The 20,632-nt window shown below is 62.6% G+C and carries 20 protein-coding genes and 1 pseudogene; 14 read left to right on the top strand and 7 right to left on the bottom strand.

What is annotated here, in order from left to right; all coding sequences use genetic code 11:
- The first annotated feature begins 216 nt into the window (after positions 1 to 216).
- The 4 genes from QA643_RS31945 (at position 217) to moaB (ending at position 4,425) form a co-directional block, all read left to right on the top strand.
- Complete coding sequence (locus tag QA643_RS31945) at positions 217 to 1,158, top strand: neutral zinc metallopeptidase (protein ID WP_283029635.1); 942 nt, start codon at positions 217 to 219, stop codon at positions 1,156 to 1,158.
- Positions 1,159 to 1,541: 383 nt separating this feature from the next.
- Positions 1,542 to 2,528 (top strand): c-type cytochrome, encoded by a 987-nt coding sequence (locus QA643_RS31940; protein ID WP_283029634.1) that lies wholly within the window; start codon positions 1,542 to 1,544, stop codon positions 2,526 to 2,528.
- Between the two features lie 474 nt (positions 2,529 to 3,002).
- Complete coding sequence (locus QA643_RS31935) at positions 3,003 to 3,617, top strand: DUF1080 domain-containing protein (RefSeq protein WP_283029633.1); 615 nt, start codon at positions 3,003 to 3,005, stop codon at positions 3,615 to 3,617.
- A gap of 244 nt (positions 3,618 to 3,861) precedes the next feature.
- Entirely contained in the window at positions 3,862 to 4,425 is a 564-nt protein-coding gene (gene moaB, locus QA643_RS31930) for a molybdenum cofactor biosynthesis protein B (RefSeq protein WP_283029632.1), read from the top strand.
- 141 nt (positions 4,426 to 4,566) lie between these two features.
- Here the strand turns inward: moaB and QA643_RS31925 are convergent, their stop codons facing one another.
- The 4 genes from QA643_RS31925 to QA643_RS38810 form a co-directional block, all read right to left on the bottom strand.
- Positions 4,567 to 5,610: a PAS domain S-box protein gene (locus QA643_RS31925; protein WP_283029631.1), complete on the bottom strand. Its 1,044-nt coding sequence runs from the start codon at positions 5,608 to 5,610 to the stop codon at positions 4,567 to 4,569.
- A 117-nt stretch (positions 5,611 to 5,727) separates the two neighbouring features.
- Complete coding sequence (locus QA643_RS31920) at positions 5,728 to 6,060, bottom strand: hypothetical protein (RefSeq protein WP_283029630.1); 333 nt, start codon at positions 6,058 to 6,060, stop codon at positions 5,728 to 5,730.
- Positions 6,061 to 6,303: 243 nt separating this feature from the next.
- Entirely contained in the window at positions 6,304 to 6,570 is a 267-nt protein-coding gene (locus tag QA643_RS31915; protein ID WP_283029629.1) for a hypothetical protein, read from the bottom strand.
- Positions 6,567 to 7,349: a winged helix-turn-helix domain-containing protein gene (locus tag QA643_RS38810; protein WP_349253246.1), complete on the bottom strand. Its 783-nt coding sequence runs from the start codon at positions 7,347 to 7,349 to the stop codon at positions 6,567 to 6,569. Before QA643_RS38810 ends, QA643_RS31915 begins: the two co-directional genes overlap by 4 nt.
- 288 nt (positions 7,350 to 7,637) lie before the next feature.
- On the opposite strand from QA643_RS38810, the gene QA643_RS31905 reads away from it, so the two are divergent.
- Together QA643_RS31905 and QA643_RS31900 are read left to right on the top strand one after the other, a co-directional pair.
- Complete coding sequence (locus QA643_RS31905) at positions 7,638 to 7,748, top strand: DUF1127 domain-containing protein (RefSeq protein ID WP_283029628.1); 111 nt, start codon at positions 7,638 to 7,640, stop codon at positions 7,746 to 7,748.
- Between the two features lie 184 nt (positions 7,749 to 7,932).
- Positions 7,933 to 8,144, top strand: a pseudogene (locus QA643_RS31900) (hypothetical protein); the annotation flags it as partial.
- 127 nt (positions 8,145 to 8,271) lie between these two features.
- Here QA643_RS31900 and QA643_RS31895 read toward each other — a convergent pair.
- Together QA643_RS31895 and QA643_RS31890 are read right to left on the bottom strand one after the other, a co-directional pair.
- A complete protein-coding gene (locus QA643_RS31895; RefSeq protein WP_283029627.1) occupies positions 8,272 to 9,192 on the bottom strand; it encodes a helix-turn-helix domain-containing GNAT family N-acetyltransferase in 921 nt (306 codons plus the stop codon).
- 146 nt (positions 9,193 to 9,338) lie between these two features.
- A complete protein-coding gene (locus QA643_RS31890) occupies positions 9,339 to 9,911 on the bottom strand; it encodes a glycosyl transferase (protein WP_283034992.1) in 573 nt (190 codons plus the stop codon).
- Positions 9,912 to 10,100: 189 nt separating this feature from the next.
- Between QA643_RS31890 and QA643_RS31885 the strand changes: the two genes are divergently transcribed.
- The 5 genes from QA643_RS31885 to QA643_RS31865 all read left to right on the top strand — a co-directional run bounded on the left by QA643_RS31885 (position 10,101) and on the right by QA643_RS31865 (position 14,841).
- Positions 10,101 to 11,261 (top strand): PA0069 family radical SAM protein, encoded by a 1,161-nt coding sequence (locus QA643_RS31885; RefSeq protein WP_283029626.1) that lies wholly within the window; start codon positions 10,101 to 10,103, stop codon positions 11,259 to 11,261.
- Positions 11,262 to 11,322: 61 nt separating this feature from the next.
- Positions 11,323 to 11,772 (top strand): VOC family protein, encoded by a 450-nt coding sequence (locus QA643_RS31880; RefSeq protein ID WP_283029625.1) that lies wholly within the window; start codon positions 11,323 to 11,325, stop codon positions 11,770 to 11,772.
- A 60-nt stretch (positions 11,773 to 11,832) separates the two neighbouring features.
- Entirely contained in the window at positions 11,833 to 12,405 is a 573-nt protein-coding gene (locus QA643_RS31875; RefSeq protein WP_283029624.1) for a GNAT family N-acetyltransferase, read from the top strand.
- A gap of 60 nt (positions 12,406 to 12,465) precedes the next feature.
- Positions 12,466 to 13,251 carry a ribonuclease HII gene (locus QA643_RS31870; protein ID WP_283029623.1) on the top strand — a complete coding sequence of 262 codons (786 nt, stop codon included), beginning with the start codon at positions 12,466 to 12,468 and terminating at the stop codon, positions 13,249 to 13,251.
- An 81-nt stretch (positions 13,252 to 13,332) separates the two neighbouring features.
- Positions 13,333 to 14,841: a glycosyltransferase family 39 protein gene (locus QA643_RS31865; protein WP_283029622.1), complete on the top strand. Its 1,509-nt coding sequence runs from the start codon at positions 13,333 to 13,335 to the stop codon at positions 14,839 to 14,841.
- 97 nt (positions 14,842 to 14,938) lie between these two features.
- Here the strand turns inward: QA643_RS31865 and QA643_RS31860 are convergent, their stop codons facing one another.
- Complete coding sequence (locus QA643_RS31860) at positions 14,939 to 15,763, bottom strand: uracil-DNA glycosylase (protein ID WP_283034991.1); 825 nt, start codon at positions 15,761 to 15,763, stop codon at positions 14,939 to 14,941.
- Between the two features lie 134 nt (positions 15,764 to 15,897).
- On the opposite strand from QA643_RS31860, the gene QA643_RS31855 reads away from it, so the two are divergent.
- The 3 genes from QA643_RS31855 to QA643_RS31845 all read left to right on the top strand — a co-directional run bounded on the left by QA643_RS31855 (position 15,898) and on the right by QA643_RS31845 (position 20,542).
- The gene (locus tag QA643_RS31855) at positions 15,898 to 17,556 is read left to right on the top strand and encodes an electron transfer flavoprotein-ubiquinone oxidoreductase (RefSeq protein WP_283029621.1); all 1,659 of its coding nucleotides are present in this window, start codon (positions 15,898 to 15,900) and stop codon (positions 17,554 to 17,556) included.
- Positions 17,557 to 17,849: 293 nt separating this feature from the next.
- Positions 17,850 to 19,631 (top strand): tetratricopeptide repeat protein, encoded by a 1,782-nt coding sequence (locus QA643_RS31850; protein ID WP_283029620.1) that lies wholly within the window; start codon positions 17,850 to 17,852, stop codon positions 19,629 to 19,631.
- A 26-nt stretch (positions 19,632 to 19,657) separates the two neighbouring features.
- A complete protein-coding gene (locus tag QA643_RS31845; protein WP_283029619.1) occupies positions 19,658 to 20,542 on the top strand; it encodes a 4-(cytidine 5'-diphospho)-2-C-methyl-D-erythritol kinase in 885 nt (294 codons plus the stop codon).
- The last annotated feature ends 90 nt before the right edge of the window (positions 20,543 to 20,632 follow it).

The following is a 20,632-nucleotide window of genomic DNA, read 5'->3' as shown; positions in this document are numbered from 1 at the left end:
CGGCAAAGTAAAAATCGACTTAACCGCGTCTGCGATGATCAGAGAATGCGCAGAGATATCATCGACGAAAATGCCAGCAGAGATTGCGCGCTCTTGGCGCACTAGGCAATTTTTGCCGGGCAGGTTATTGATTAATGAAATGGAAATTTTACGTGATTGCAGCGTTGAGCAAGCAGCCTTGTGATTAAGCAGCCTTGGGGATGAGGAAATAGCGCCATGCGTTACGATGATTTCCGCCGCAGCGACGACATTGAAGACCGTCGCGACGATGGCGGCGGAATGGGAGGCGGTGGCGGCGGCTTCGGCATGCCGATGGGCGGTGGCGGCCTCGGCATCGGCACCATCATCATCCTCGGCCTTGTCGGCTATGCCTTCGGCATCGATCCGCGCATCCTGATCGGGGGCGCCGAAATTCTGACCGGCGGCAACCAGGCGCCGACCTATCAGACCGATCGCAGGTCGGGGCCGGCGAAGACCGGCGCGCCGAAGGATGAAGTCGGCAGCATGATATCAGGCATTCTCGGCGAGATCGACGACCGCTGGACCGAAATCTTCCAGTCCAGCGGCCAGAATTATACCGGCCCGCGCATCGTGCTGTTCCGCAATGCCACCAATGGCGGCCGCTGCGGCATGGCGCAATCGGCGATGGGGCCGTTCTACTGTCCGCCGGACAAGCAGATCTTCCTCGACACCGCCTTCTTCCGCGAAGTCGAGACGCGCTTCCGCGGCTGTTCGGGGAAATCCGCCTGCAACTTTACGACAGCCTATATCATCGCGCATGAAGCGGGACATCATATCCAGAACCTGCTGGGCATCCTGCCGCGCGTGACGCGGCTGCAGCAGCAGGCCGGCAGCAAGGCCGAAGCCAATGCGCTGCAGGTCAAGGTCGAGCTGCAGGCGGATTGTCTTTCCGGCGTCTGGGTCAACCGCGAGGAAAAGAAGCGTCCCGGCTTCATCGAGCCCGGCGATATCGACGCGGCGCTGAAGACGGCAACTGCGATCGGCGACGACACACTGCAGCGGCAGTCGACGGGCAGGGTGGTGCCGGACAGCTTCACCCACGGCTCCGCCGCACAGCGCAAGCAATGGTTCATGACCGGCTACCAGCAGGGCACGGTGCAGGCCTGCAACACCTTTGCACCAGGCGCGGTGAATTGAAGCGAGGAAACAGGAAGTATTTTGCCGTCATGGCCGGGCTGGAGTGCGAAGCGCGTCTTAGCGCTAGCGCGTGTGCTCATAACCAGGCCCTGCGACGCAGGACAGGTGATGTCCGGTTAGCCCCCGAAATCGGACATCAGGCGCACACGAAGGAATGTCCGCTTCGGGGCCAAAAGCAGTCAACCTCTTTCCCCCACCATGTGATCGATGTAACCTAACGACTGAGCGGCTCAACGGGATGTGCCGAAGTCCCCGTCTATTGTGATGAGCAGCAATTGTGCCCTCGGCAGGCATCGCCTTCTCCGCTGATCACCTTTTTGCAGTGGCGTCATCTCGTGTGTGTTCCGCCGCGGAACACCGCCTGAGAAGCAGGAGGGCTTATCATGAATAGGTTCGAGGGCGCGATGAAAATCGCCATAGTTTTCCTTGCGTCGGCAACAGTTTGCGTGGCGCTATCCATCACGACGGCCACGGCGGGCGACTCGCCGCCACAGTGGGCTTATCCGGAGAACAATCCCAACTACAAGCCGCCGGTCGATGACGGTAGCGTTGTGCGTGTGCCGAACAGCACGGCTGGTTATACCTGGAGCCAGCTCCGGGACCGATTCATCGCGCCGATCTGGCACCCGGGCGACCATCGGCCACTGCCGGACATCGTAGCCAACGGCCGCAAGCCCGACGTGTTCGCCTGCGGGTTTTGTCACCGCGCCGACGGGCCTGGGGGGCCGGAAAACGCTGACCTCGCAGGTCTTCCGAAGAGCTACATCATCCGACAAATGGCTGATTATAAGAGCGGCGTGCGCGGCACCGCCGTCGCTGGCCGCCTGCCGCCGAGTTTGATGATCGCTCTTTCCAAGCCGATCACCGATGCGGAAGTGGAAGCAGCGGCGGCCTATTTTTCCAGCCTCCAGCCGCGCAAGCGCATCACGGTGGTCGAGAGCGATGCCGCGCCGAAAAGTTACATCGCGGCGTTTCTCTGGGCAGCGGTGGAGGGCGGTGAACGTGAGCCGCTTGAGCAACGCATTCTCGAAATTCCAGACGACCTGCAGCGTTTCGAGAGCCGCGATCCGCGCTCGACCTTCACCGCCTATGTGCCGGTCGGCAGCCTAGCGAGAGGCGAGGCACTGGTGAAAGGCGGGTCGGGCAAGACTATCGTATGTGCCACGTGCCACGGGCTGGAGCTCAAGGGGCTCGGGCCATTGCCGAGCATCGCCGGCCGCTCACCGAGCTACATGTTTCGCCAGCTCTACGACTTCAGGCATGGCGCGCGGAGCGGCGAGTGGAGCCCGCTGATGGCGCAGGTGGTGAACAACCTCGACCAGGACGATATGCTGGCGATCGTAGCCTATCTTGCTTCACTCGATCCGTGACGCAGGGCGGGGCCGCCGACCTATGAGGACGGCTCCCACGGAAGCAGGGCCGAAGCCAACTACAAGCGTCGCCCCACAATGCCGACGATTCAGTCCGGCCGCTTTGGGTCACAAGCGGCGGTCGAACGATCGCTGATGCGAAGTCCGGACTACCCCAAATACCGGACTAGCGGCAGGCGACGAAGTTGGTCGGCTGCGGGCCAACAAGCGACATTCGGAGACGCCTCGATCCGTTACGTCGCGATCGGTAGCGCAGCGCGTCCACGACTGCGGTCGCGCAGCTTTAGCGCCTCGTCGCCCCAAACGGCACCTCGTGCGAAGGCTGTGAGCGCATCGCCAACTTCTTCGTCATGTGGAGCCTCTGTCCATCCATGCCTCTCCTATCTTTCGTTGGATAGCCAGAGTTTGCGCAAGGGCCTATCATCAGACTAGCGCCCGGAGAGACATTCGGCAGACAACCAGGAGGAGATAATCATGCCAACGACGTTGCGACATTCTTTGCAATTCGCACTTGCACTAGTCGCCTCGGGTTTCGCGGTGAGTCAGGCGCTGCCGCAAGCTAAAGCTCAGGAAGCGGGCTGGATCACGCTCTTCGACGGCAAAGACATCGAACAATGGGGTCAGGTCGGGAAATCCAATTGGCATCTGGCGGACGGCACAGTAATTGCCGACAAGATGGAAGACAAAGAGGCCGGTTATCTCGTCAGCAAGAAGACGTACAAGGACTTCGTGCTGCGCGTCGAATTCTGGCCGAGCGATGATGCAAACAGCGGCATTTATTTCCGCTGCCTCGATGCCAAGAAGATCACCGACCGTACCTGCTACGAAGCAAATATCTTCGACCAACGGCCCGATCCGAGTTACGGCACTGGCGCGATCACACGTTACGTCGAGATCAATCCGATGCCGAAAGCCGGCGGCAAATGGAATACGTTCGAGATCACGGCGAGGGGGCGCGACATCACGGTCGTGCTTAACGGACAGAAAACGGCCGAACTGCGGAACGGAATGTTCGATGAAGGCTCGATCGCCCTGCAACACGGCGCGGGAGCGGTCAAATTCCGCAAGGTGGAGATCAAGCCCTTGTAAGGCGGGTTTACGCTACGGCACCAGACTGCTACGCCGCGAAATTTCGATTAGGCGAATGTCGCCTATGGGTCAGCTGCAGTCGTCCCCGGTCGGTCAGGGCCATGTCTGCCCTACCCCCGGGAAGCGGACAATCGCGGATTTATGAGTGCACGCCCTAGCTCCCAACCATCCACTTCGATACTTTTGAGATAGTTTGAAGATGTGGATGCCCGCACAAGATCGGGCATGACGGAAAGAGGCGGTGATGTCCTCCATCGATGAAACAAAACAATTTGTGCCGCTCAACATCGCGGTGCTGACCATTTCGGACACGCGCTCGCTGGCCGACGACAAATCGGGCGCCACGCTGGCCGACCGCCTCACCGCGGCAGGCCATCATCTTGCCGCACGCCAGATCGTTACCGATGATGTCGAGGCAATCCGGGCCATCGTCAGGCGATGGATCGCCGATGCCGGCATTGACGCGATCATCACCACCGGCGGCACCGGCTTCACCGGCCGCGACGTCACGCCGGAGGCGGTCGAGCCGCTGTTCGAAAAGCGGATGGATGGCTTTTCTATCGCGTTTCACATGCTCAGCCATGCCAAGATCGGCGCCTCGACGGTGCAGAGCCGCGCCACCGCGGGCGTTGCCGGAGCGACGTTCATCTTCTGCCTGCCGGGATCGCCGGGCGCCTGCCGCGACGCATGGGACGGCATTTTGGGCGCCCAGCTCGATTACCGCACGCGGCCCTGCAATTTCGTCGAGATCATGCCGCGGCTCGATGAGCACCTGCGGCGGCCTAAGGCCAAGGGCGCGTCGGCTTAGGGCATGTACGCATTAGATGGCCGGTCGACTGATGTCCGGTCACCCCGACAGCGGCCGAAGAGCGGAAATGTCCGGAGGTCCGATGGGCCATGAGCAGAAGTTGCCACGGTGAGACAGCCGGAGCCCACTTCGATTGGGATTTCACGTCGGAACGGCGATTTCGCAAACAAGCCCTTCCGCGCGCCAGTCGAAGCGCACCTTGCCGCCAAGTTGGCTGATCGTTCCTTCGATGAGGTGACTACCAAAGCCCTTGCGTTCGGGCTCATTTACCCTCGGACCGCCCGATTCGGTCCAGCGGAGCTCTAGTTGTCCATCTTCGCTGCGCGACCACGTCAATCTAATCTGGCCTTTCGCGTTGGCTAGCGCTCCATACTTGGAAGCATTGGTTGCTAGTTCATGCAAGACACCAGCAATTGCCTGCGCAGTGGTGGGTTCTAACACGGTTTGCAGACCCTCCATCCGAACCCGGTCGTCGTGGCCCTGTTCGAGATAAGGGGCGAGCTCCTGCTTGGCGATCGCCGAGACTTCGGCTCCTGTCCACCGCGCTTCGACAAATAGCGAGTGAACATTTGCCATCGCTTGTATGCGCCCGCTGATCACTTCTTTGAGGCCCTCTGAGGTGCCAGACTGAGAAAGATTGATGATTGCCTGTACGTTCGAGAGGATGTTCTTGCTTCGGTGCTCCGCCTCGCGAGCCAGAAGGCTAATCTGCTCCTGAGTTCGCTTCTGCTCGGTAATATCTCTAGCAATCTTTGATGCGCCAACGATGTTGCCGTGGGCATCCTTGACGGGAGAAATGGTCAGCGAAACGACAATTGAGCTACCATCCTTACGCCGCCGAACAGTCTCAAAATGGTCGATGCGCTCACCTCGTCGGATCCGGGTTAAAATCTCACGCTCTTCGCTTTGCCGGTCCTCCGGGATCACAAGTGTAATCGGCTGACCGATCGCCTCGGAGGCAGAGTAGCCGAAGATGCGTTCAGCTGCCTTGTTCCAGCTTGTCACAATGCCATCTAGATTCTTGCTAACGATCGCGTCGTTGCTAGACTCAACTATGGAGGCCAGCAGATTGGCCAGGCGCTCGGCACGTTCCAGAGCTGGCTCGCTGCTTTGAAGCCCTAATTTCCGCCACACCGAGAAAACCCCGAAAACCCAGATGCTGCACTGCCGTTGGTGGCCAATCATAGCACCAAATGCGAAGGCCGCGATGTCTTCGTTGGGTCACAAAGGGCGGCCCGGCCGCTCATCCCGCCAGGTCCGGTTCTCCTCTTCGGTTGAGGGCCAATAGCGGGCTTCCGCCGATCAATCGGTGAAGAAAAAGCGACGACTGTCGCGATAGTCGATCTCTCTGCCATTGAAATGCAACGCCTGCTTCGGCGAAACAGCAAAGATGAGCGTTATTCCGTCAATGACTTGCAGTAGCCTCGTAGGCACCTCGTCGCGGTAGTAGCAGCCCAAGGCGATGCCGCGCACAACCATCTCCTTCTTTATCTCGTCATATTCCTCGTCCCAAAAGAGGGCGGGCACCATAGTGCGGCCCGTCTCCCTTGACGCCATATCGGTCAGTTCATTCAGCATTATGTGCGCTTGCTGACTGATGCGAAAATTTACAGGGACGAGTGTCGCGTTTTCCATTTGAGGTGCGGTCCAGCGGCAAAATGCGAAAAGGGGACGTCGTAATCTACCATAGCCGCAAGCGTGCGTGTCCCACGACGTATCCCGTCTACACCTCACGGTTAATGTCGGCTTTGGTCACGAGCGGCGGTCCGGCCGCTCATCTCGTCAGGTTCGGTTCTCCTCTGAGAGCGGCCTTTGCGGCGGCTCAAAAGCAGTTCGGCTGAGGGCCAAACGCCGACATCGACAGCGTGGGGGCTGAGGCTACGCGAACAGATCAGCACCGGCCGGTGTGAAACGCACATAAGTGCCGCTCTCATGCATCGTCAGCCAGCCGCGCTCGTTGGCGAGCGCCATGCCCGCGCCGTATTCGGCCGGGCTGCCCTTGTCCTTGAACAAAAACGGGCCGTTGATCAGCTCGACGTGGAGGCGCCCGTCCAACACCGGCTCGACGGTGCTGGCGATCTTAACGATGCGGCGCGCGGCCCTCTGGGGATCAGCGTAGAGTCGAGCTTCGGAGTATTTCGTCAACGTTCTTTCGATGAGCTACTGGCACGACGCAATGCCTTTTCTAGCTCGCTCTTCTGCTTGTGCCAGCGTGCATCTTCGGCCTGTGCCCGTGCTTCGATGACATCAACCCTACGGGTATGCTCCCGCTCGGCCTTATCAAGCGCGGCCTGAACTTTCTCAATGGTCCGCTCGCGACGCTGGCGGGCATTTTCCCTCGCCGCCTCTTCCTTTCGGCTCTCGGCGTCGCGCCTCCATTTCTCATAGGCAAGTGCCGCCTTGCGAGCTACCTCCTGGTCGATCTCGCGACGTGACCGTTCCTTTCGCTCCCTCGCTGGCGATCCGGTCAGAAGGTCCGCCAAGTATTCCTGCTCGGCATCGCCGCTCAGGTTGGTGAAGGGGAGATCAGCGACCGAAGGTTTATCCGGAAGCGGCAGAGTGGCTTTCGGTGCTTCTATAGGGTTATCGTATCCTGCTATGCGTGAGAACTCTTGCGCCGCCCGCACTTGTCCAATGAAACGGAAGCCTCTGCGCGGCAGGGTCTTGATGAGGCGCTGTTCGCCGCCCGAATCGCCAATCGCGTTCCGGGCGACATTCAGGCGGGTCGTCAGCGCTGCATCGGACACGCTGCGCCCGCTCCAGATAGCGTTAATGAGGTCGTTTTTGCTAACAACGCGCGCCCTGTGGCGGATCAAGTATTCCAGCAAATCGAATACCTGTGGCGTGACAGCGACGATGTTCGCTCCGCAATACAGCTCGCGCAGGTTAGTGTCGAATGCGTAGTCCTCGAAGAGATAGCGCAAGGCGTGATCCCTTGGATGAGGGGCTATTTCACGGCCTGGCCGTCGGCCGGGTAGTCCAAGAATAAGCTTCTGGTGAGGAAAATGTAAGCTGCTGATCAAGCACGCCTGCCGATCTCCTGCCACCTTGAATGGTGCAGCACGGGAGGCCCGAATGAGCATGATCAACGACACAATTTGGCTGGAGCGAACATTTAGATCGACGCGATACGTCTCGAGCTTCTTCTGGATATGCTGGGATGCATACCAAGAGCGACGTCATCGCCACCGTATACAAACTAGCCTTCTCGATTGAGTGACAGGGAGCTTCAAGACATCGGCATCTCGCGCGGTGAGGTCAATTATGTCGCCTCTAACCGAGGTATCGACCCGCGAGATATCCGGAGCGGGACAATTGTCTAATCCCTCGCCGACCGGGCGGCGGGAATTGGAGATGACCAGGTGCTCCCATTCGAGCGGAGCTCGACTTTCCGGTATGGGTCAAACTCGACAAAACTCAATGTGAGCATGATAGGTCTGCTTTCGGGCCGATAGCGTCCAAACGTCTTGACGGGGAGCCCGCCCTCCGAGCCGCGAGAGAACTTGCCTGAAGAAGGGCGCATGGGCCGACATCCCGCCGAAAAGCAATTGCAGCGAGGCGGTCGTCTTACTGTATCGCGCCCGCAATCGAGTTGAGCGGGTCTTCAGGATCAAGTGATGCGTTACGACAAACTTGCCGCCAACAACTTCGCCTTCGTCCAACTCGCTTCAATCAGCGTATGGCTCGGCGCTGACGAGTCCACGTCCTGGTTTCTCTAACTCTCCGTCATTCCGGGGAATCGCGCAGCGATGAACTGTCGTACGCAATTGCGTACCTGAGAATCGTGCCAAATTTCTGGATTCCGGGTTCGATGCTGGCGCATCCCCCGAAATGACGGGCTATGAACTACAGCTTCATTTCCCAGGTCTCGCCGACGAGATCGACGCCGAAGCTATGGTGTGGCTCTTCCTTGACGCGATGGAAGCCCGCCGCCTGATAGATGCCGCGCGCGGCGACAAGGATGCTTTGCGTCCACAGCGTCATTTCCTTGTAGCCCTTTTCGCGCGCTCCGCGGATACACTGTTCGACCAGCGCGCGGCCGACGCCGAGCCCGCGCGCCTTTTTCTCCACCAATAGCAGCCGCAGCTTGGCGACCTCGTCGCTGCCCTTCACCAGGAAGATCGAGCCGAGCGGCTCGCCGCCTGCTTCGGCGATCCAGCAATGCTCGCGCGACGGATCAAAGTTTCTGATGAACTGCGCGCAGATTTCGGCGACCAGCGCCTCGTAGCTGATGTCCCAGCCATACTCCTCGGCATAGGCCCTGGCCTGGCTCGAGATCACCCAGCCGATGTCGCCGGGCCGGTGGCTGCGCAAGATAAAGGTGGCCGGCTTCGTCGTCGGGCGCTCCAGCGTCTGTTCGATTGTCGTCATGGCGCGGACGACGGCAGCGCGCTGATTGCCGTCCAGCGTGTTGAGCAGGCTTCCAACTTCCTCGTTTGTCATGCGCTCGAGCTCAGCCTGGGCCGAGCGGCCCTTTGCAGTGAGCGAGAGCTCGTTGACGCGACCGTCTTCCTTTGAAGGCTTTCGCGTCACGATCTCGCGGCGCTCCAGCCCCTGCAAGGTGCGGCTCAGGAAGCCGGGATCGAGACCAAGATCGCGGGTGAGGTCGGTGGCAGTGCAGGCCGGGCGATGCCTGATCTCGTACATGATGCGCGCTTCCTGCAGCGTGAACGGGCTGTGCAGCAGCTTCGGCTCGATGATGCCGAGCTTGCGGGTGTAGAAGCGGTTGAAGGCGCGAACGGCCGCGACTTCTTGTTCGGAGTTCATCTGGGACCTCGCGCAAGCAGATATTTGCGATTGTCAAATATATATTTGACTTTGGCAAGTATGTATCGCGGCGAAGGGCCGTCGGCGCCTGCCGTTTCTACTGTGCATGGGGTTGTTTTCGATATTTTGGTCCGCGCCGGACCGCTTTAGGCGACGACCATGATCCGGCTGCGCAACTGGGTGCGCGAGGCACGGCCGAGCTGGCGGAGCAGCCGCGTCTCGGGGCGGCGGGAGTCCACGCCATGGCCGCCAAGCCGCTCGTAATGGTCGCGCGCGATCAATAGTCCCTGTTCCGCTGACGGCCCCGTGATCATCCGGCCGACGAACTTGAAGGCGTCGCCGATACGCGTGTTGGTGTAGGGCGAGCGGGCATAGCGGAACACGCCGGCACGCGGCCGGCCGCTCAGCGAGACGTTCTGAATGAATTGCGTGGTCTCATCGATCCAGCCGCTGTCGAGCACCGCGCCGGGATGCAGGAACATCAGCCAGGGCGCGCGTGCCGCCCGCGCGCCGGCGGCGAGCGCCGCAGCGCGTGTTCCCTCGAAATTGAGGAATCGGCAGCCGGCAACGTCGGCCACCCGTTCGATCACGCCATTGCCGGCGCGGTCGACCAGCAGCACTTCGGAGATGACGCCGGCTGCCGCTCCCGGCACCAGCGCCGCCAGTGTTGCGACGGCTGGCTGCTCTACCCCTTCGGTCGGAATGATTACGCTCAACATCATTGAGGCTTCGATGGCTCAAACGGAGAAACCTCCGCACTGTTATCACCTTGTCACAATCAAAACAGCCGCTTGCGTGCAGCTTTTTGCGGCAGATGGGGCAGGCGGCATCTCCCGCGCGACCGCTTCGATGTGAATTGCCTTCGTTGATGTTCTTGATTTGTTCTGATTGCGTGCTATCTTTGGAACATGAGCCGAGCATCCTCTCATGCCCTCAAGCACCCGCCGGTTACCCCGCCCTCCGAAGCGGCGGGTGCGCCCCCTTTTCCCGAACTTGCGGTCGCCATCGACCGCCAGCGGCGGCGCGGCCGCGGCGCGCAATCCAACGCGAGCGGCCGGTTCGAGGCCGAAGCCCGCGTCGCCTTCGACGATGGCTGGCAGAGCCTCGAAGAACTGCCGCCGTTCAAGACGACGGTGTCGCTCGACACCTCGCGCAAGGTCATTACCCGCAACGACTCGCCCGATATCGGCTTCGACCGCTCGATCAATCCCTATCGCGGCTGTGAGCACGGCTGCGTCTATTGCTTCGCGCGGCCGACCCACGCGTTTCTCGGATTGTCGCCCGGGCTCGATTTCGAATCGAAGCTGCTCGCCAAGCCGGACGCGCCCGAACTTCTGGAGAAGGAACTGGCGGCGCCCGGCTATGAACCGCGGATGATCGCGATCGGCACCAACACCGATCCCTATCAGCCGATCGAGCGCGAATACAAGATCATGCGCGGCATTCTCGAAGTGCTGGATAAAGCCGGCCATCCCGTCGGCATCGTGACGAAGTCGGCGCTGGTGACGCGCGATATCGACATTCTGCAGCGGATGGCCAAGCGCAATCTGGCCAAGGTCGCGATATCGGTGACGTCGCTCGATCCGAAGCTCGCGCGCACCATGGAGCCGCGCGCCTCGACGCCGCCGAAGCGGCTGGAAGCGTTGCGACAATTGTCGGCGGCTGGCATTCCCGCGACCGTGATGGTTGCGCCCGTGATCCCCGCGCTGAATGATTCCGAGATCGAACGCATTCTCGATGCCGCGGCCCATGCCGGCGTCAAGGAAGCAAGCTACGTACTGCTGCGGCTGCCGCTGGAAGTGCGCGACCTGTTTCGCGAGTGGCTGATGGCGAACTATCCGGACCGCTACCGCCATGTCTTCACGCTAATCCGCGACATGCGCGGCGGGCGCGACTACGACTCGCAATGGGGCACGCGGATGAAGGGCACTGGACCGATGGCCTGGATGATCGGACGCCGCTTCGAGATCGCCTGCGAAAAACTCGGGCTCAACAAGCGGCGCGCGAAACTGACGACGGATCATTTTGTCAAGCCGAAGCGCAGCGGGCAGCAACTGAGTTTGTTCTAGGGCGTTGTCGTCATGGCGGGCGAGGCGATTTGTCCTCGCATGTGACGGATGGAGAGTAAGCATGAGTTCAGGCAAGCCAACCCCGCGCTTCACGGTCATCACGCTCGGCGTCAGCGATATCCGTGCCAGCATCGCCTTTTATGAGGCGCTCGGCTTTGCCAGAAAGATGCGCGCCACCGGCGAGGCGGTGGCCTTCTTCGATACCGGCGGCACGGTGATCGCGCTGTACCCGTGGGACCAGCTCGCGGCCGACGCTGCGCTGCCGGATCAGCCGCGGCCGAAAACCTTCCGCGGATCGACGCTCGCCTGGAACTGCAGCTCCCCGACGGAGGTCGATGCCGTGCTCGATTTCGCCATCTCCTGCGGCGCGACGCTGCTCAAGCCTGCGCACAAGACCGACTATGGTGGCTACTCCGGCTACTTTGCCGATCCCGACAATCATCCCTGGGAAGTCGTGGTCGCGCCCGGCATTGAGGTCGGCGACGACCGCCGGGTTCATCTGCCAGACTAGGTTTGCAGCTGTTGCGGCCCGGCACTTCTCGCTGCCAGCGAATTGCCGTATTGCGGCGGGATGGACCAGAAGCCCGCGCCAGTATCGGAAGGCCAGCCGCGCGTCATCTTGACGACGCCGCGCCTTGCGTTGCGTGCGGCGACCGAGGCCGACATATCGGTTCTGCAGAAGCTGATTTTTGGCGACCGCGACGTGATGCGCTTTGCCTTTGCCGGCGCGCCGATGGCAGACGGCGCCGCCGAGGATTTCATCCGGAAATTCTTCACGTTCGGCGACCGCCTCACCGGGATGGCGGTGTTGACGGAAAAGCCCGGTGGCGACGTCATCGGCTTCGCCGGCTTGTCGCCATGCGATGCGCTGGGAACCGGCGATTTTGAGATCGGGTTTGTGCTCGCGCGCCGGGCATGGGGGAGGGGGATTGCAACCGAAATCGGCGAGGCGCAGATCGCTTTCGGGTTCGAGCAGCTCGAATGCACAAGGCTGCTCGGGTTGGTCAACCCGCAAAACACGCCATCCGTTCATGCGCTCGAGAAACTCGGCATGCGCCATTTGACAACGGTGGCGGACGCCAAGCGCGGGCCTCGGAACGTTTATGCGATCGAGGCCGGCCAGTGGCGGCGTCGCGCTGAATAACGGGAATTACGCCGAGTTCCCGGTTGCGCGCGGCGGCGCGCTGGCGCACGAATCCCGGCCATGATTCGGGACAAGTCCGCCAAGAAAACCAACGGGAAATCAGGCAAGCAGGCCGGCAATGAAAAAGCCGACCTGCCCAAGGGCGTGATCGCGGTCGCGCCGCCGAGCTTTCGCCGCGAACGGGCGCTGATCAAGCGCGGCGTCTGGCCGGTCGCCGGCTGCGACGAGGCCGGGCGCGGTCCGCTGGCCGGCCCCGTGGTGGCGGCGGCCGTCATCCTCGATCCGAAGCGAATCCCCAAGGGCATCGACGATTCCAAGCGTCTGACCGCCGAGCGCCGCGAGGAACTGTTCGAGGAGATCTGCGCCACCGCGTCCTTTGCCGTCGCCTTTGCCTCGCCGGCGCGGATCGATCGCGACAATATCCTGCGCGCCTCGCTGTGGGCGCTGGCGCGCTCGGTGCGCGCCTTGCCGGAAATGCCTAAGCACGTTTTTGTCGACGGCCGCGACAAGATCGATGCGCCCTGCGACTGCGAGGCGGTGATCGGCGGCGACGGTATTGTCATGTCGATCGCGGCGGCCTCGATCATCGCCAAGGTGACGCGCGACCGCCTGATGAGCGCACTGGCGCTCGATTGCCCGGGCTATGGCTTTGAAACCCACAAGGGCTACGCGGTGCCGGAACATCGCGAGGCGCTGGACCGGCTCGGTCCCAGCATCCATCACCGCCGCTTTTTCGCGCCTGTCATCGCCGCGCGGCGGAAGCATTTCCCTGAAACGGTCGAAGTCGAGCCTGATCTCTTCACGTTGGATGCGGAGAGCGCTTCCGACATCTCCGTCACGATCTAAGATCGGTTGCCTCCGCGGCTCCTGCGCTCTATCAAACGTGTTGGGGGATAGGGCCGCCAGGCCCGGGCATTCGGACGGTTCATGCGTTTCACCTCGCTCGTTGTCGAATTGATCCGCGCCCGGCCGCGGCTGGTGGTCTGGATTGTGGTGCTGGTGCAGGCGGCAATGTGGCTGATCCTGCCGATGCTGCTCTATCGCAGCCCGCCCGGCGACCTCGCGACCGTGCTGGCCTTCGGGCGTGAATATCAGGTCGGCACCTGGCTCGGACCGCCGCTGGCGTTCTGGCTCGCCGACATCGCCTTCCGCGCCGCCGGCAACACGATGTTCGGCGTCTACCTGCTCGCGCAGGTCTGCGCCGTCCTCACCTTCTGGATCTACTACCAGCTCGCCCGCGCCATCGTCGGCGGGCAGCAAGCGGTGCTCGCCGTCCTGCTCTCGATGACGATCGTGGCGTTCAGCTCGCCCGGCGTCGAATTCGGTCCCTTGGTGCTGGCGCGCCCGCTATGGGCGCTGCTTCTTCTGCATTCCTGGCAATTGATCGGTCAAAACCGCCGCAACGCCTGGTTCGCCTGGTCGATCGAGGCCGGGCTTCTCTTGCTGACGACGCCGGCCGCGTTCGGCCTGTTGCTGCTGCTCGTCGGATTCGCCGCCGCCACCGAGCGCGGACGGCGCGTGCTGATGTCGCTCGATCCGCTCTATGCGCTGCTGGTGATTGTCGTCCTCGTGCTGCCGTACCTGATCTGGCTGCTCCGCGCCGAGGCGCTGGCTATGCCGCCGTGGCCCGCGCTCGCCGATCTTGCCGCGCGTGCCCTGCAGTGGGGCTGGCTGCTCGGCGGTCTCGTGCTGGCGATGGCGGCAATCGTGCTGCTTGTCATCCTCAATTCCGGCTTCTTCGCCCGCAACGCCGGGGAGGCGCCGATCATCTACCGGCCGCCGGTTGATCCCTTGGCGCGAGACTTCGTCTTCTTCTTCGCGTTTGCGCCGGCGCTGTTCGGCAGCCTGATCGCGGGATTCTTCAATTTCGATCATGTCGCTGGCGGCGCCGGCGTCGCCCTGTTGATGTCCGGACTTGCCGTGGTCGTGGTGGCCGGCGACCTGATCCATCTGCGGCGCCAGCGCCTGCTCCGGACCGTGTGGGCGGTGGCGATTATCGCGCCTGCGATCGTCGTCATCGCGGCGACGGCTTTCCTGCCATGGACCGGCGCGAACGAGGTATCGACGTCGCTGCCCGCCAAGGCGATCGCGCAGTTCTTCGGCGACAATTTCGAACGGCGAACCAATCAGCGGCTGCGCGCGGTAGCCGGCGATCCGCAACTCGCCAGCTTCGTCGCGATGAGCCGCGGGCGCCCGCATCTGCTGCTCGATGCGACGCCGGAGCGGACGCCCTGGCTTTCGGTTGCGAAATTCAACGAGACCGGCGGTGTCGTGGTCTGGCGTGCCTCCGATACCTCAGGCGCGCCGCCGCCCGAAATCGCGCAGCGCTTTCCAGGTCTCGTGCCGGAAGTGCCGCGCGCCTTTGAGTGGCTGGTGAACGGCCGGCAACCACTGTTGCGCATCGGCTGGGCCATCGTGCGGCCGAAGGCGCCGTAGTTCTGGAAAGGTGTGTAGGGTGGGCAAAGCGAAGCGTGCCCACCATCACCAGCACGGGCTGGATGGTGGGCACGTCGCTTGCGCTCCTTTGCCCACCCTACGAAGCTGTTTGCTCCAGCACCTTGGCGATGGCGCGCAGGTCCTGCCACGACATCCGCTTGTAGGACGGCGAGCGGAGCAGATAGGCCGGGTGGAACGTCGCCATGGCCCGGATCGTGCGCGTGCCGGTGTCGTAGTCAATCCATTTGCCGCGCGTGCGCATGATGCCTTCGCGCGTTTGCAGCAGCGTTTGCGTCGAAGGGTTGCCGAGCGTCACCAGCACGTCCGGGTTCACGAGCTCGATCTGCCGCTGGATGAACGGCAGGCAGATTTGCGTCTCCTGCGGCGTCGGGGTGCGGTTGCCCGGCGGTCGCCAGGGGATCACGTTGGCGATATAGGCCTTGCTGCGGTCGAGCCCGATCGCCGCGATCATCCGGTCGAGCAGCTTGCCGGAGCGCCCGACAAAGGGCAGGCCCGCGATGTCCTCGTCGCGGCCGGGCGCTTCGCCGACGAACATGATGCGCGCCTCGGGATTGCCGTCGGCGAACACCAGGCGCGTCGCGGTGTTGCGCAGCGCGCAGCCCTCGAATTTTTCCAATAGCGCGCGCAGCGCCTCCAGTGTCGGCGCCGTTCGCGCTGCCTCGCGCGCCATCGCGATGGCAGCCTCCGGCGCCGGGGCTGTTTCGCTGCGCGGAACTGCCGGCGTCGCGGCGGGCATGTCCCTCACCGGGGAGGGCGCAACCTCGCGGATCGGGGCAGGCGCTGGTGGGCTCTCCGGCTCGCTCAGCCGATCGACCGGCTCCTCCATCAGCGCGCAATCGACCCCGGCCTCCAGATAAAAAGCCAGCAATTGCCTGAGATTAGGTGCGGGTTCGGGGATCAAATCCATTATGCCAATCTAATATGGATCGGGCAGGCGTGAAACGCCTCGCAGCTGCATTTCCATGGTTGTCCTCTCCGCAAAAATCGTAAACAAGAGCCCTTTAGAGCCGTTCTCAATCGGGCTGAGACAAGATCATGAGTGCAGAAGAACTTCCTCCCCGCGAATCCATGGAATTCGACGTCGTGATCGTCGGCGCCGGGCCGTCGGGCCTCGCCGCAGCGATCCGGCTGAAGCAGCTCAATGCCGATCTCAGCATCGTCGTGGTGGAGAAGGGTTCCGAGGTCGGCGCGCATATCCTGTCGGGCGCGGTGATCGATCCGGTCTCCCTCGACAGACTGATTCCGGATTGGCGCGAGGACGCGGACTGCCCGCTGAAGACGCAGGTCAAGAAGGACCGCTTCTACTGGACCACCGAGGTCGGTGCGATCCGCCTGCCGAATTTCATTATGCCGCCGCTGATGAACAACCATCATTGCTATATCGGCTCGCTCGGCGACGTCTGCCGCTGGCTGGGCCCGAAGGCGGAGGCGCTCGGCGTCGAAATCTATCCGGGCTTTGCGGCGGCCGAAGTGCTGTACGATGATAGCGGCGCGGTTCGCGGCATCGCCACCGGTGACATGGGCATCGGCAGGGATGGCAAGCCCAAGGATTCCTTTACGCGCGGCATGGAGCTGCTCGGCAAATACACGCTGTTCGCCGAAGGCGCGCGCGGCAGCCTGAGCAAGCAGCTGATCGCGAAATATTCGCTCGATGCCAAGAGCGAACCGCCGAAATTCGGCATCGGGCTGAAGGAAGTCTGGGAGATCGATCCCGCCAAACACCAGAAGGGCCTGATCCAGCATTCGTTCGGCTGGCCGCTGAACAACAGGACCGGCGGCGGCTCGTTCCTCTACCATTACGACGACAACAAGGTTGCTGTCGGCTTCGTCGTGCACCTTAACTACGACAATCCGTATCTGTCGCCGTTCGACGAATTCCAGCGCTTCAAGACCCATCCCTCAATTCGCGATGTGTTCGAGGGCGGCAAGCGGATTTCCTATGGCGCGCGCGCCATCACCGAGGGCGGCTACCAGTCGGTGCCGCGCCTGAGCTTCCCCGGCGGCGCGCTGATCGGCTGCGCGGCAGGCTTTGTCAACGTACCGCGCATCAAGGGCGTGCATAATGCGATGGGCAGCGGCATGCTCGCCGCCGAGCATGTCGCCGAAGCGCTCGGCGCCGGCCGCGCCAATGACGAATTGGCCAGTTACGAAAACGCCTGGCGGGATTCCGCCGTCGGCAAGGACTTGCACCGGGTCCGCAACGTCAAGCCGCTCTGGTCGAAGTTCGGCACCGTCATCGGCGTTGCGCTCGGCGGCTTCGACATGTGGTGCAACACGCTCGGCTTCTCGCTGTTCGGCACCCAGTCGCATTCAAAGCCCGACCGCAAGACGCTGGATGCGGCGAAGGCGCACACCCCGATCGCCTATCCAAAGCCCGACGGCAAGCTCACGTTCGACAAGCTGTCCTCGGTGTTCCTCTCCAACACCAACCATGAAGAGGATCAGCCGATCCATCTCAAGGTCGCCGACATGAACCTGCAGAAGGCGTCGGAACATGACGTCTTCGCCGGCCCGTCGAACCGCTATTGCCCGGCCGGCGTCTACGAATGGGTCGAGGAGGCCTCAGGTCCGCGCTTCCAGATCAACGCCCAGAATTGCGTCCACTGCAAAACCTGCGATGTGAAGGACCCGAACGGCAACATCACCTGGGTTCCTCCGGAGGGTGGCGGCGGGCCGAACTACCAGGGTATGTAACGCGGCCGTATCAACCACGATTGCGTGAGCCGGAGGAGGGTGATACCGCCTTCGGCCACGATGCCGCCATAGTAGAAGCGTTTCCCGGTTGGGCTGGCCAAATCGGAGGCCTAAGGGCCTAATCTGCCAACCGATTCGCCACGACTTATCCTTGGCGTATCCTTGCGGTTGAGGGCCAAAAGCGGCATTGTCGCTGATCGAGATGCCGCCGCTTGGGCTTGCGTTAAAGACCGATCGTAAAAAACACCGATCGTAACGATCCCGCCGAACATCCTGGAGCTATGCGAACTGTGATGCTTTCCACTCGTATGAATCGTTGGACCATCGCCGCCATCACCGCAGCCAGCCTGACCGCGCCTGGTCTGGTTTGGGCCCAGACACCCGACCATCCGGCCGACAACGCCGCGCAATTTCCTTCCAAGGCCGATCTGAAATCGCTGACCACGGCGGGCAGCTATCTCGCCGCGCGCCATGCCAGCGTCGAGCGCGACGCGGCGTCCGCCGCGGCATTCTACCGCTCCGCGCTGCGCTCCGATCCGAAGAACAACGAGCTCTTGGACCGCGCCTTCATCTCCTCGCTCGCCGACGGCGACATCGATGAGGCGGTCAAGCTCGCCGATCGCATCCTGACCATGGACAAGGCCAACCGCGTCGCGCGGCTGGTGGTCGGCGTGCGCGATCTCAAGCAGAAGAAATACGCCGCCGCGCAGCTCAACATCAACCAGTCGATCCGCGGCCCGATCACCGATCTGGTGGCGACGCTGCTGTCGGGATGGGCGAGCTATGGCGCGGGCGATGCCAAGGCCGCGGTCGCCAATATCGACAAGCTGACCGGCCCGGAATGGTATCCGATCTTCAAGGACCTCCACACCGGCATGATCCTGGAGGCGTCAGGCAAGGACAAAGATGCCGGTCCGCGGTTCGAGCGCGCCTACAAGCTCGACGATTCGATGCTGCGCGTGGTCGAGGCCCATGCGCGCTGGCTGTCGCGCAACAAGGACGCCGCGGCGGCCACCGCGATCTACGAGGCTTTCGACAAGAAGCTGCCACGGCATCCTCTGGTGCAGGAGGGCCTGCGCGAGGCCAAGGCCGGCAAGAAGATGTCGCCGCTGGTCGATTCGGCGCAGGCCGGCGCGGCCGAGGCGCTCTACGGCATCGGGGCCACGCTGACCCGCCGCGGCGGCGAGGATCTGGCGCTGGTCTATCTGCAGCTCGCGCTCTATTTGCAGCCCAGTCATCCGCTGGCGCTGCTCTCGCTCGCCGATCTCTACGAATCCGTGAAGAAGCCGCAGATGGCGATCAAGGTCTACGAGCGCATGCCGGCGAGTTCGCCGCTCAAGCGCAACGCGCAGATCCAGCTCGCCACCAATCTCGACAGTGCCGATCGCAGCGAGGAGGCGATCAAGATCCTGAAGGGCGTCATCACCGAGGCGCCCAAGGACATCGAGGCCATCATGGCGCTCGGCAATATCGAGCGCGGCCGCAAGAAGTTCGGTGATTGCGCTACGACCTATTCGCAGGCGATCGAGGCAATGCCCGGCGCGACCGACAAGAACACCTGGGTCACCTATTACTATCGCGGTATTTGCGAGGAGCGCTCCAAGCAGTGGAGCAAGGCCGAGGCCGACATGCGCAAGGCGCTCGAGCTGCAGCCCGAGCAGCCGCATGTCCTCAACTATCTCGGCTATTCCTGGATCGACCAGGGCATCAATCTCGACGAGGGCATGAAGATGATCCGCCGTGCCGTCGACCAGCGCCCCGACGATGGCTACATCGTGGATTCGCTGGGCTGGGCGTTCTACCGGATCGGCAATTTCGAAGACGCGGTGAAGCATCTCGAGCGTGCGATCGACCTGAAGCCCGAGGACCCGACCATCAACGACCATCTCGGCGATGCCTATTGGCGCGTCGGGCGGACGCTGGAAGCCAAGTTCCAGTGGGCCCATGCCCGCGACCTCAAGCCCGAAGCGGAAGAGTTGCCGAAGATCGAGGCCAAGATCGCCAATGGCTTGCCCGAGGACACGTCCTCTGCGGCTTCCGCCGACAAGAAGAAAGAAGACGGCAAGGGTGGCTGACAGAAGACGTTGGGAGCTGTTCGGCAATGCCCATGCTGAGTGACGAGGCGCGCGCCAAGGTCAATCTGTCCTTGCGGGTGAACGGCCGCCGTGCGGACGGCTATCACGATCTCGAAAGCGTGGTGGCGTTCGCCGACTGCGCCGATCGCCTGACGCTGACGCCGGGCGCGGATCTCGATTTGAAGATGTCGGGACCGCTGGCGCAGGCTTGCGGCGATACGACGGACAATCTGGTGCTCAAGGCCGCAAGGCTGCTCGCAGAGCGAGTATCAGGCATGAAGGCCGGCAGCTTCACCCTCGACAAGGTGTTGCCGGTCGCAGCCGGTATCGGCGGCGGCTCGGCCGACGCCGCGGCAGCGCTGCGTCTGCTGGCGCAGTTGAACGGCCTGGCGCTCGACGATCCTCGCATCGTCGAGGTAGCAAAATTGACCGGCGCCGACGTGCCGGTCTGCGTCAACTCGCGCGGCTGCATCATGACCGGCGTCGGCGAGGCGCTGGCGCCGCTGAGCCTGCCGAAAATGCCGTGCGTAATGGTCAATCCCGGCGTGCCCGTCGCCACCCGCGACGTCTTCAATGCGCTCGGCCTGCGCAACGGTGAACTGCTCGTCGGCGTCACCGACGTGCTGCTGCGCGACCGCTGGCCCGACGACCAGGCATCGCTGGAAGAATGGGTCGAAGCGCTCGCCGCCAATACCAACGATCTGGAAGCGCCGGCGCTGCGGGTGCAGCCTGTCATCGGCGAGGTCATCGCGGCGCTCAACGCCACCAACGGCGCGTGGCTGGCGCGGATGTCCGGATCGGGCGCCACCTGCTTTGCGATCTACGAGAACACCGCAGACGCCGGCCGCGCCGCCGAGCAGATCCGGCGGGGTCACCCAACATGGTGGGTGCATGCGGGAACGCTGAGCTGATGCTTGCGTAGGATGGGTAGAGCGCAGCGAAACCCATCACTTCTGTCCCGAGCGCGGTCGATGGGTTTCGCTGCGCTCTACCCATCCTAC

Source organism: Bradyrhizobium sp. CB3481 (assembly GCF_029714305.1).
In the GTDB taxonomy this organism is placed as follows: domain Bacteria; phylum Pseudomonadota; class Alphaproteobacteria; order Rhizobiales; family Xanthobacteraceae; genus Bradyrhizobium.
The sequence above is the reverse complement of the archived record's forward strand: the minus strand, read 5'-3'. Positions and strand labels throughout refer to the sequence as shown.